Below are 12374 nucleotides of genomic sequence, written 5' to 3' on the forward strand. Positions count from 1 at the left end.
CTCCTTATTCAGTTATTGGTTGTTTTTCATCTTCAGACGCTAGCGGCGCGATTTCATCCAGTTTAGCTTTTAATTCATCTAGCTCTGGCTGATTTTGTAATACACGCTCTAATTCTTTACGAAGTGATGAGTTATCTAATAAATTAGATTTAAGATCGCGAAGTAAATTACGCATCGCCATCATTTTATTAAGCTCTGGCACTTGAGAAGCAACTGATTCTGGGTCAAACGATTTAAAAGAATCAAACTCAAGGTTTACGCTAATTTCGCCGTCACCTTTAATTTTGTTCGCTACCTGAAAATTCGCTTTAGGCGCCATATCTTTAAGCACTTGCTCAATATTATTTTTATTAATTGTTACGCGCTCACGCTCAGATAGTTCTTGGCTATTTTGACCATTTGAGTAGTCACCAATTACTAGCATTTTTAATGGCAACTCACTTTTTTGTGAAGCGCCATCTGTATCAAGCTCTAACGAAATATTGATCCGAGCTCTGGGGATCTCTTTTTGAAATGTATCACTCATGTTTTTTCCTTTGCAGTTTGGTTATCTACCGACTCAATTCCAATTAAACCTCGACATATTAGTCAAGCCCTTGTAACTAAACCCACGCTAATGCTTGTGCAGGGTTAGTTACCATCATTTGCTGACTAATATGTTTAGCAGCTAAACTCATTTCATCTTCTGGCGTTTGTGACAAACTTGCATAACACTGCTTGGAAAATCGCCATACTTCCATGCAAAAACATTGTTGCCATTGCGCTAAATCATGCGCTTTTATTTGTTTTAGTAACACACCTAACAACGCTAAAGCATGTTCATAATGCTCAGCTTTTATTAATAACTTAGCCTTTAATAATTGCGCTTGAGCTTTATCAAAGTCGTTTAAAATATTTATTTGATCGACTTTAATTAATGCCGTCGATAACTGCCCTTTTTCGACATCTTGTATTAATTCGCTGTATTGCTCATCAAACGCACTACTTTGAGAGCTAACAGACTCTGTTTTTGCAGAATGTGATAACTCTTTTAAAAACTCTTTATTTACAGATGAACACAACGGACTTCCATCGTCATACTGTAGGGAAACTAAAGCAGGAAACTGCTCATTTAAATTAACTAATTGTTGCTCAAGCCAATGAACAAGCGGCAATTTATTTAATTTTTTTAATGCATTTAAACTAAGCACTTGAAGATTTAAATTAAATTGCATAGCCCCTTCCATAAACAACCCTTCGGCTAAATTTAAAGCTTGTTCAGGCTGTTCACTTGCCAATGCATTTTCAATTGGAGCAAATGCTGCAGCCCTTGGAGCGGGTAAACGCGTTTTTCCATTTTCGTTAGCGGGTAGTGCCAACCTTGTCCAACGCGCAGCTCGCGATAACTTTATTACTCTTTCAATGTTATTTTGTTCTTTATCAAAGTTAAGTAGTTGCCTAACCGCACTTAAATACGCTGAATCTGAAGCAATATCAGCATTACCAATACTAAGCTGACTAGCAGCTGATGCAGGTGCGGTACTACTAGCTTCTGATTTTGGAGCTGTTACACCCGTATTTTCAGCTGATTTTTGCTCTGTACTAATCGCTTTTTCTTCTTGCACTGGTTCAGCTACAGGTACTGGGTTTCGCTTTTCTTGCTCTTTAGCCCACTCATTCAAAGTCGATAGAGGGCCTGATTCGCTGTCTAGCAGCCCAACACACTGCTCATTGTATTGAGTCAAGGCAGCTATAAGTTCAGGCCATTGTTCAGCGTTTGTATCATGCCCTTGGGCAACACCCTTTAAACGTTCTTGCTGCTGTAAAAACCATGTATTAACTGCAGCGCGCATTCTGGCTTTGAAGGGATGAACCTCATCCGTATAAGTAGTCAACAAACGATTAAATAACAGTAACGTATGCGTTAAACCTGTAACCCCAAACTCACTTGTTGCAGCTAGTGCTAAATAACTTACTATGCGTAAATCTTTACTTTGAGTGTTGAGTAAGTCTGATGCTTGTATAAACATCACTTTAAAGTCAACTTCCCCCACTCCTGATGAAGATGCTTTTAATGCTTTAAACGTTTCTTCATACTTTAAATCTTCTCCGCATTTGTTCCCCGGTAGAGGAGCACTTAATGCTTCAAGCCATTCAATCCAGGTGGTATGTGTATGAGGTGTATTATTCATGACTTACACCAACGACGAAGTGCATCGTAAACACTCACGTTATCCATATCAGCAAAATTAAGTGTTTGTGAAGACGGCTGTTTTTCTACTTTTAAGTTACATAGATCAACAATGTCATTCGTTTTTTTATCGTATTCCCACACACTATTAAAATACGACGCTGGAATAGGTCTACAAAAAATAGTTAAACTAGGCGCTTGATTATCATCACCTAACTGATAAAAAAACCAAGGCTGCCAATTATGATCTGCCACCATAGACGCAACTAAGTGCAACCAAAAGCCGGCGACTAAGGCACTTTCATGACTAAAACTAGGCATTGGTAGGCGAATACCAAACTGACTTCTTAAACACCCTCTATTAGCGATAGATTTAAGCACAGCCGATAGCTCTTCAATTAAAATTGCTCTTTTAGCAATATCGTTCAAGCCTAAATGCTGCCAAAAAACGCTCATCGGAATAGTTCTAAGTTTATCAAGCTCTAACGTTAAGTTTGGTTGCTGCTTAAGTGCATCAGCTACGCGGTTATAATCTTGTGCTTTTTGCTCCATTTCATTAATACTGGCAGCTTGTTTAATATTTTCATTTACACCTAAAAGATGCTCTATTACTTGGCTTGCAAATAAAAATAGAAAAGCCGGGTGACGCTTATATGTATCAAGCCCACTATGTACAAAAGAGCTAAATGGGTAAAAACGACCACTGCTATCTTTACTTGGCTGCAAAACTCCAAGTAAACCACCATCATCAGCATTGCCAGATATAAAGAACAATGACTTAGTTCCATTCAAGTGGCTTGTATCCGTTGTTTTTCTACCACGGTTTAAATGTGCAAAGCCCTCTTGTAACCAATGATCAAATGCAACCGATTCTCTAGATGATATATTAAGCTTTACAAAGTCTGGTCTTATCGGTGTTTTACCCATAAAACCAAAACTATGTTGTTTAATTAGTGTCGGTATTTTCTTTTTAGTAAATAAATTAAACATTGCTAGGCTGCCTATTGCATCGTTCGCGGCTGCGATTGAGCCAAACCAGGGCTTTGTGAAAACAAAGAACTTGGCAATGCAAACGACGTGAGCATGTATTTTGAAAATATACCGCTGTTGCGTCCTGATTTAAGAGAAAACTGAACTGTTAACACCTCATCAGATTTATCTTTTAATTCCCATGTTGCTAAAAACTCGGTGCCTTTGATCCACTTAACACTGGCTGAGTTAAGCACTTTTAGTAGTGCCCAAGGTCCGTCTTGCTCGATAGAAATACGACGCCCTTTATTATCTAAACCATACAGAACCGCTTTCTCTGCAGCCCCTCGACCAGGCCACGAAAAATTACGCCATTCTTCAGGCTCATTGCGATAACGATAACCTTGCTCACTAAAGCCTAAGTATGTTTCACGAATACCTCGGTGTGGAACAGGCATCATCTGAAAAGTAAAACCAGCACTATCAGCACCACTAGAGAACAACGAACGAGTTACTTTATTTGCTTTAGTTAAACCATCAAGTAATTGCGGGCTAAAACCAATACCTACACCATTCCATTGTTTTTCTTCCCATACACCGCGGCGTACTTTCATAAATGGTTTGAGCTGGGTGTTAATAAAGCTCCATAAAATTCCTGATTCAGAATTTAAAAATTCAGAAACATCTGCTATCGCAGCATCAGGGCCAGTTAAGTTAAATGGATATTTACCAGCTAAACTACTGTTATACATAGTATAAACCTGGTTTTCCCATTCTTGGTTAAGCTGAGTACGTGCTTTTGCCATAACAGTCGCTATACCACCATGAAGCGGAGCCTTAAATAGCTTATCTAGCGTTTCTTTGGTTTGAGGGTCTAGTGCTCGAGTTTGGCTCTCAATAATAATCCACGAAGACTGTAATGCATTACTTTGGCTATTACCTGAAAGTAAGTCCTGCGCAAATATCATTGCTTGAGCATCATCTTCATTACTCGCTGCCATTGCTTTAATGTCTGAATGGATGCTACTTAATGAACTAATGTATTGTCTTAGGTAATCAGAAGAATTCTTATCTTCATTAGGCTGTGCAAAGCGTCTTAAGTCAGCGAATCGACTTTCAAGCTCTGGCGCTCTAACCGTACTCATTTGAGTAATTGTTGGCGTGTTTAAAGCTAATTTATTTGCAACATCAGCAGCGGTCTTACCTATTGAAGCTTGGCTTTTCAAAGGCGCGTCAGCGAGCGTAATATTGTCGTTAATTAGTTTCATTAAATCGTTAAAAGGGCCGTCCATTGATGAAAGGCGAGCAAAGTCGATACTTGCATCGTTTAGATCTCTAAATGCAGGCACTTTTATGCTATCTATAAAAGCAAACCAAGTATTGCCGTAGTCTTTAAAGTAATATGCTCGCATAGCCTTTGCCAAGGTTTCAGCTTGTGCTTCGTCAACAACATTTTGACCATTTTCATCGCTAGAACCCATAACCCAGTCACCTGAGAACACCAAACGTGAAATACGTTTAATCTCTGGGAATACATATTCCTGCCACCCTAAGTTTGTATAAACATATGGGATTTTATAGCTACTTTTAAATACATCACGATTTTTAGAAATCATAAAGTCATTTAACAATAATGGCTTTTTACGCTCAGCAAAACTTGTAATGACTTGTTGATATAACGGGAAAGCTTCAGGCTGGGTATTTAAGTTGTCTCGCGCGAGCGCTATCGATGTTTCGTTAGTTTGCCAAAATGCAATTTTACCCGGCTGCTCTATATCGTTACCCATATTTTGTAGGTACATATCAACTAAGCTACTTAGTTGTGTATAAATTGGCGCTTGCTCTTGTGCATTTATGTCTATATGAAAATGCTCAGCAATAAAATTAAGCAATTGCTCTTTAGCAAACTCTGAAGAAATATGCTCTGGGTTCGTACTCATCATTAAATGCATTTTTAGTGCATCATAATACTGCTGACGAATAGTTGCTTTTGCTTCATCTTCATTATCAAACCACTGAGTTTCGTACTGCTTTATTTGTGCAAGTAGATACTCTTCACCTGGGTAAGTAATAAGCTGATTCATCTGATTAAATAGCACATTTGCAACGCTATCTAAGGTTTCATCACCTTCATAAATACCAAATATAAAATACCACGGAAGTGAATCTTCATAAGTTTTAAGCTGACCATAGTGCTCAAACAGCGCTAATGTAGCAGCAAGCTTCTGCTCATCTTTTGCCTTATTTACGTTAGCTTCAACAACTGCTTTTACGCGCGACTCACCTTGATTAAGTAATAATTGATTACTCGTGTATGACGTAATAAGAAGTGCTGTGATTGCTGCAATAGATGCCAAACCTGAAGTCACTGTTAAACCTTTTAACCAGCGCCCTACTAACCGTTTTTTTCTATTTCCTCGCGTTAAATCCTGTAGTTTAAAAATAACATCATTAAATACGCGATTAATAAAATAACTTTGAGTAATACTTTCTTGTTTTTGGTCAACTACAACCGCACCAAATTGATCTCGTACACCATTAGTAATACGTTCAATAGGCGTACCTTCTTGCGTACCCGATGTAAAATAAACACCAGCAAACCAAGGAACTTCTTGATATGGATTAGACTTAAACAGCAAGTTAACAAACTCAGTTAGCTTAGTTGAAGCTGATTGAAATTGATTAGGAAAATCAAGTATTAGCTGTTTACGATGCTCGTTGCGCTCTCGTGCAACTTTGCTTAAACGTTGTTCGCACAGTCGCTCATATAGCTCCTGCATACGAACTTCAAACATTTCTGCAGGATCATTTTTTTGATCTTCACTAATGTCGAGTAAGTACGCACCAAATACTTGCTCACGCTCTTTTTCAGATAAATCACTAAAAAAAGGTTCAAAACCACTGATTAAGTCAGTTTTGGTAAAAGTAATATATACAGGAAAAATAACGCCAAGTTGAGTAATTAGCTCTTCTATACGCTCACGTACTAATTTTACATGTTGACGGATTTCTTCACTGTCGGAAGTTAATACATCTGCAACACTAATGGCCACCATTACGCCATTTATAGGCAGTTTTGGTCTGTATTTTTTAAGGAGCGCTAAAAATGACAACCACTCTTTATTTTCTGACTGCTCAGTTGTGTAACGCCCAGCAGTGTCAATTAAAATAGCTTGATCTGAGAACCACCAGTCACAATTGCGCGTTCCACCAAAACCTTGGATATGCAATTCACTCGAATTAGAGTAAGGGAAATGTAAGCCAGAATTTGCAAATAAAGTACTTTTCCCTGTAGCCGAAGGGCCAATAATCATATACCAAGGCAAAGCGTATAAAGCAGTATTACCACGATAACCCGCACCTAAATGAGATGCTTTTAAAGATCCCAATGCTTCTTGCATTTTTTCTTTAATTTCACTTAATTCAGCACTCGAACCGGCATTATGACTTGCTAATTCAGAAGCTAACTTATCGCCTGAACGCTTAGTCCATAACCAACGGATAAAAATAAATAAAACAAAAACAGCGGTTACAGCACCCATCGCAATTAATTTTTTATCAGTAGTATCTAAACCCACCATGCGACCGGCAAACCACACAATACTCAAAACAGCTATAAAGCCAATAAGTTGGCCCGTTGCACGCGATGATACCAAGCCCAATAAAAAATGAACTAAACCGCTTTTATTAACTCTTCCCTGCATTGTGTTACCTATCGTGTTTCGTTGGTTTTATTGAGCTGAGTCAGCACTTCAATTTGGTTGTCTATTACCTGAGTACTCTGCGTTGCTTGCTTATTAATTACATAATGAAATCCAGCAAATAATGAGGCAATAGAACCCAAGCAAATAGCTAATATTACCCAATAAGGAATATTACGCCCCACCTTCATAGCAAACCCTTCTGCAGGTATACCGTTATCAGATAATTGAGAACTCGGTGTTCCTTTTATATCTTCAATTTGAGCTCTAACATCAACAATTAACGCTTTTAATTGTTCAATGCCTTTTACTTTATAAATACCTTCAAAGCCAAGCTGCAGACAAATATAATAAACTTCTAATGCAGCTAGCTTTTGCTCTCCGCCAGTGCGAAGCTTACCTAAACGTTCGAAAAACTCTTCTCCCGCTCGGTTGTTACCAAAAAATTCAAGTTGTAGCGGTCGCGACATCCAATCCATTCTAAAATGAGCACCAGAGCTCATAACAAATTCATCACACATAGCCGTAAGAGCAAACTTAACTTCTTGCATTAAACTTGTTGTTACCTGTTGCGAGTAACAATTACGCTCATACTCATCAAAACTAGTAAGTAAATTTTCTCTAAACTCTCCAAGCTCTAAATTAGTAGATTGCTTTAGTTTTAATGGTGTTAGCGCGTTAATTACAGGCGAAATACACGCGACTAAATCTTGTTCTTTTTGTGCTTCTTGCATAATTTCAACTCTACGTTAATTACGTGCTACGGTAACAATTTCAATTTGTGCACTTTGCAATCCAAATGGTACAAATAAGCTTAATGATTGCTCTTCAATAATTTGCTGCCAAATGAAACCATGCGACTCAAGCCTGAAGTATTCGTAACCACTTTTTATGGCCAGCTTATTTGGAGGTCGCTGACAATGTGTTAGTTGCACACCCGCTAAAGCAGATGAAATCATGATATCGAGCTTTTCGCTTGCACCTACTTTTACTTGATCACTAAATGTTTCAATCCATTTGGTGTCTTCAGATTCAAAATACACAGCTAAATAAAAGTCGTTGTTAGTAAACGTTGCAGAGTCAATAGTGGCAACTTGATAAATAGCGTTAGAGGTTTTTTCAAGTTTTAAGCCCACCATTTTCTTAGGTACAACCCCTTCAAGTAAACGAGTTAATAGGCCATCAAGCTGACCGAATACATTGCTTAAATTTTTATGCTGGTATGGTGGTACTTGGTTAACTAAGTCACTGTGCTCAAACATTGAAACTGAACTAATTAAATCAACAAGCTCACAATACAAACGTTCAGGATGGACCAGGGACAAGTTTTTAAGATGATCTAAACGTTTAGCCGATGGAGCCATTGCATTAAGTAGCAAAAATGTATTCATTTCATTCGGCCCAAAGTCAGTAACTGAGCCATAATTTTTACGTCTGCTAAGCAGCACATTAACTTTTGCATTAACTAAATTAGCCGTTCTATTTAACAGCTCAGTTAAATAAGCAGATGCACTTATATTTAATAAAGGAGGCACAAACTGTTTATTTAAAACAAACGAGCCATCTTCCGCACGACTTATTTTTAAACAGGCAATAGTGTCAAAATAAGTTTTTACATCTGAGTCAGACAGTAATATAAATTTAGGCTTTGCAACTAATACCTCACGGCTACGTGACGCATCATGATTATCTTCTAAATCAATATAATCTGCTTCATATGCGCTTAATTGCCCGCTCGCCGCATAACCTTCAATATTGCTAACTGTTTTATTTGCAGCAATAGCAATATAAATAACACTATCTTGATGGTTATTATCAAGCTCTAGTTTTAAATCATCTTGATGTTGACGATCAAAATCAAGCAAGCGACCATTTTCTAAAAGTAGCTTAAAACTAGTTACTTTTAATATACCGCGAGCAAGTGCTGATTCATCAATAGCAAAATGCTGTAAACCAAATGCCAATGGTGATATTAGCGCTTGACGTACAACCTGATTCTGATCGTGATAATCGTCAAATAGTTGAAAGTGTTGCTGAGCAAGCAAAACACCTTCAGCCCAAACGGGCTTTGCGGGAGCTTTTAAATTCATTACTCAGCCTTATCCACGCCAGGTAATTGAACTTCGTTGTTTGTAACCAAAACATCTAATGATGTAGACAACTTAACAGGGCCATCTGCAAGCGGGTAATACGCTTTCCAATTATCGCCACTGCGATCTCTAAATAAAGCAACAATCGCTACAAACTTTGCATTTTCAGCTTGTTCAAACTTAATTTTAGATTGCTCAGAAGGGTGAATTGTCCGCTCTTCTAATGTAATTAAACTATTAGCCAAAACTGATTTATCTGACTTCCATAATTCTTCAAACGTAGCTGTTTTAAATGTTTGTATATCCGACAGTTGATACACCTTTAAAACGACTGGTAACGCTTCATCAAATTGGTTTAAATTTAAGTTATCTGTTGCCTTAACATCTAAACTTACGTTAGTACTCATACAACCAGTTAACATTATAGAAAGTGACAAACCTATAATCGCATTTAAAATAAAGCGCATTTTTTACCTCAATAAATATTTTTATTTAAAATTAAAATTAGTTTTGCAAAGAGTAGCTTCATAAACTGGGCAAATAACTTTATTGAATCTTACATTCGCACAATCAGACCATTTATTAGTTTTAAAAAAACCAAACAAGGTCTTCTTTCTGCTTTTTTCTTGAGAATCAACTAACAAAGACTGCGTAACAACATCATCTATAGACATAATCAACTTAGTATTTATTAACGAAAGCTCTTTTATATAAACAGAAACATCACCATTAATTAAAGTAACTTTTTCATTGCTTTTAGGAGGATTGTTTAAAAAAAAGAAAAAGTGTTCTATAGAATTTTCAGAAAATACGCGATGGGCAGGAATACCTACCTGGTCTAGTAGCGAAGAAACGCTGGCTGTAAGTGACCAAGCTAAGGAGTACAAGCTATTTATTTGATTTATAAACTCTTTTTTATTCACAACATGCTCCTTGTCATCTGTTAAACTAAAAAACGCATAGTCTAAGGCTAGTAATAAATCCATTTATTTGGCGCATAATACAAACACCCTACTGCTATTGTCAACCTATATAAGGTTTAAAGTATTGGAATATTAATGTGATTAATTAATTAGAATAAACACTCTAATTAATGTTTATAAATGAAAAATACGCAACAAAACACCACCATCCCTATTTATGAAACAATCAAGTATAAATCTAATTTAATTGTTTATGGTTACAATTATCCAGTTGATCATTAACACACAAAAAGGTATGTTTACGCCACTAATTTTACCGAGCAGGGATTGCAACGTTTTGACTAAATCTAATTTTTTTTTGAAGGTTAATGACAAAGACTTTAATGTTACATACCTACATGGCCATGAAAAAATTAATAAAGGCTTTAGTTATTCACTCACTGTTGAATCCTCAGTAAAAATCAATACAGATATACTACTTGCCAATGCCAGTGTAATTTTTGTTAATAAAAACAAAAGATATCGAGAGCAATGTGGTTTGATTACATCTGTAACCAATATGGGTGTATTTAATAATTTACATCGATTTAAAATAAGCGTTCAAGACCGATTATCTACCTTAAAAAACACCTCAAACAGTAAAGTATTTATTACTGTAAACGTACAAGATGTATTAAATTACTTAGCACAAAAAGCAGGTTATTCATCAGGACAAATCGTTTTTAGGACAAGCTCCGCCTTACCGCATTTAAAGCAATGTGTGCAAGCAATGGAAAGTGACTGGGCCTTTTTTAATAGATTAATGTCTCAGCATGGTCTTTTTTACTGGATTGAAAGCGAATCTAGCACCGAAACACTTGTTATAAGTGACAGCAACCTCAACAGCCCCTATTTAAGTACGGGTGTATTAGAGGTTAAAGCAAACGCAGGAATGAACGCCCAGTACTGGGGTAACTTTGTCGGCTTTATGCACAGCGAAGTAACACAAACCTTATATAATAATGCAGCGCAAAGTAATGCCCATGGACAATTCCAAAAAGTAGCCAGTAACAGTCAATCTTTTTTCGAGCCTGCTGCAAACTCAAGCGCAGAAGCATCAGCACAAACACAAAGCTTTAGTAATGCATTAGCCACACACAATAAACGAGTTACGCTTACAGGTAACGTATCGGATGTATTTGCTGGATGCTCAATTTCGCTTGACGATAATATGGGGTTTGCCAGTGGTGACTTGCTATGTATTGCAATAGAGCACACCCTTAATCAAGCAAATGACGAAAGCAGCCACGAAGGTGAAACACACTACCACTGCGTAGCGCAATTTATAGAGCGCGGTACACCTTACAAAGCAATGCCTGAGTCCCATACACCTAAGCCCATGGTATTTCCAGCAACCGTAGAATCTCTCACAAGTAATGCATTTGTAGATGAACACGGCCAATACCGTATTCGTACCGAGTTTGATAAAACAGCTCGCCCAGTAATTCAATCAAGCCCTGCACTAAAAAAGCTCGCGCTATATGCTTGTGAAAATCAACCTCAAGCCACTGGCTGGCACTTCCCACTTGTTGGTGGCTCTGAGGTACTTATTGGGTGTATTAATAACGACCCAAATAACACATTTATAATGGGTTTTGCACTAAACGCCGACCAGCCAAGCGTAGTTACAGCCGCTAACCCAACACATAATCGCTTATTAAGCTCAGCGCAAAATGAACTCATGTTCGATGACGATAAAGATACCCCTAAAGTCATCTTACAAACGCTCGCAAGTGAGCACTATATTGAATTAAATGCTATAAAATCAGGCCGCCAATTTATTCAATGGATAAGCCAACTCGGTACTATAAATTTACACGCAGGGCGCGACCTATGCCTTGAAACAGAACAAAATAATGTTCAGTTTGTTATTAAAAACAATCAATTTATTGATGTTAAAAATACCGTGTCGCAAACCACAAATAACAGCCATGTAAATTATCAAAGCGGTGGCAGCCAAGCCTTCAGTGGTAAAAATACCGCCCTTACGAGCGAGAATGAAATTTCACTCCTCACTGGCCGTGCAGTAAAAGTAAATGCCCAAAGCGACATACTCCTTAAAACCAATAACAGCGACTTAAAGCTGAATGTACCTACTGGCTCTACGTTTTTACAAACTAACAATAATATAAACATAACGGGCTCCGGACGTGGCGATTTAATTATTCACAACGCGGGCGGCGAGATAAAACTCGACAGCCAAGGCAATGTTGATATTACCGCCACTAACGTACTCACACTTGATGGCACATTTATAACCTTTGATGGCCCAGTTGATTACGACATAACTAGCCCACAAACAGCGCGGGCACCAAGCAATGCAAGCCCTGCCAATATTAGCCGCATTAGTGATATAACCATTAATGACGCAGGTATTGCTGCAACAACGTCAAGCGTAGTGGATTTACTTTATGTTTATCAAGATGGCAGCCCTGTAAAAAACGCACCTTATACAATTAAATTTGATGATGGAACACAAAGC

General features: G+C 37.6%; 9 protein-coding genes. 1 reads left to right on the forward strand and 8 read right to left on the reverse strand.

The window, feature by feature from the left end:
* Positions 1 to 4: 4 nt before the first annotated feature.
* The 8 genes from tssB to WNY79_RS19770 form a co-directional block, all read right to left on the reverse strand.
* On the reverse strand, positions 5 to 526 hold the full coding sequence (gene tssB, locus WNY79_RS19735) for a type VI secretion system contractile sheath small subunit (protein WP_170071214.1): 522 nt from the start codon (positions 524 to 526) through the stop codon (positions 5 to 7).
* Positions 527 to 602: 76 nt separating this feature from the next.
* Positions 603 to 2171, reverse strand: a complete 1569-nt coding sequence (locus WNY79_RS19740; RefSeq protein ID WP_342876694.1) for a TssA family type VI secretion system protein — start codon at positions 2169 to 2171, stop codon at positions 603 to 605.
* The gene (gene tagF, locus WNY79_RS19745) at positions 2168 to 3160 is read right to left on the reverse strand and encodes a type VI secretion system-associated protein TagF (protein WP_170071212.1); all 993 of its coding nucleotides are present in this window, start codon (positions 3158 to 3160) and stop codon (positions 2168 to 2170) included. Before tagF ends, WNY79_RS19740 begins: the two co-directional genes overlap by 4 nt.
* 11 nt (positions 3161 to 3171) lie before the next feature.
* On the reverse strand, positions 3172 to 6843 hold the full coding sequence (gene tssM, locus WNY79_RS19750; RefSeq protein WP_342876695.1) for a type VI secretion system membrane subunit TssM: 3672 nt from the start codon (positions 6841 to 6843) through the stop codon (positions 3172 to 3174).
* 8 nt (positions 6844 to 6851) lie between these two features.
* Entirely contained in the window at positions 6852 to 7574 is a 723-nt protein-coding gene (gene icmH / locus WNY79_RS19755) for a type IVB secretion system protein IcmH/DotU (protein ID WP_182692313.1), read from the reverse strand.
* A gap of 15 nt (positions 7575 to 7589) precedes the next feature.
* Positions 7590 to 8930 carry a type VI secretion system baseplate subunit TssK gene (gene tssK, locus WNY79_RS19760; RefSeq protein WP_170071209.1) on the reverse strand — a complete coding sequence of 447 codons (1341 nt, stop codon included), beginning with the start codon at positions 8928 to 8930 and terminating at the stop codon, positions 7590 to 7592.
* Positions 8930 to 9397 (reverse strand): type VI secretion system lipoprotein TssJ, encoded by a 468-nt coding sequence (tssJ, locus tag WNY79_RS19765; RefSeq protein ID WP_170071208.1) that lies wholly within the window; start codon positions 9395 to 9397, stop codon positions 8930 to 8932. The genes tssK and tssJ overlap by 1 nt, the downstream gene beginning before the upstream one ends.
* Before the next feature lie 21 nt (positions 9398 to 9418).
* Positions 9419 to 9916, reverse strand: coding sequence for a hypothetical protein (locus tag WNY79_RS19770; protein WP_248280115.1), 498 nt, complete (start codon positions 9914 to 9916; stop codon positions 9419 to 9421).
* 274 nt (positions 9917 to 10190) lie between these two features.
* Here WNY79_RS19770 and vgrG point away from each other — a divergent pair.
* Positions 10191 to 12374, forward strand: a 2184-nt coding sequence (gene vgrG / locus WNY79_RS19775; RefSeq protein WP_342876696.1) for a type VI secretion system tip protein VgrG, incomplete at its 3' end; no start/stop codon positions are given.

The sequence above is a fragment of the Pseudoalteromonas sp. AS84 genome, from assembly GCF_038900255.1.
Classification (GTDB): Bacteria; Pseudomonadota; Gammaproteobacteria; order Enterobacterales; family Alteromonadaceae; genus Pseudoalteromonas.

Bases quoted from the DNA above. Each gene is read 5' to 3' on its own strand.
- tssK (WP_170071209.1), bottom strand. From the start codon at position 8,930: ATGAATTTAAAAGCTCCCGCAAAGCCCGTTTGGGCTGAAGGTGTTTTG.
- tssB (WP_170071214.1), bottom strand. From the start codon at position 526: ATGAGTGATACATTTCAAAAAGAGATCCCCAGAGCTCGGATCAATATT.
- tagF (WP_170071212.1), bottom strand. From the start codon at position 3,160: ATGTTTAATTTATTTACTAAAAAGAAAATACCGACACTAATTAAACAA.
- tssJ (WP_170071208.1), bottom strand. From the start codon at position 9,397: ATGCGCTTTATTTTAAATGCGATTATAGGTTTGTCACTTTCTATAATG.
- icmH (WP_182692313.1), bottom strand. From the start codon at position 7,574: ATGCAAGAAGCACAAAAAGAACAAGATTTAGTCGCGTGTATTTCGCCT.
- WNY79_RS19740 (WP_342876694.1), bottom strand. From the start codon at position 2,171: ATGAATAATACACCTCATACACATACCACCTGGATTGAATGGCTTGAA.
- WNY79_RS19770 (WP_248280115.1), bottom strand. From the start codon at position 9,916: ATGGATTTATTACTAGCCTTAGACTATGCGTTTTTTAGTTTAACAGAT.
- tssM (WP_342876695.1), bottom strand. From the start codon at position 6,843: ATGCAGGGAAGAGTTAATAAAAGCGGTTTAGTTCATTTTTTATTGGGC.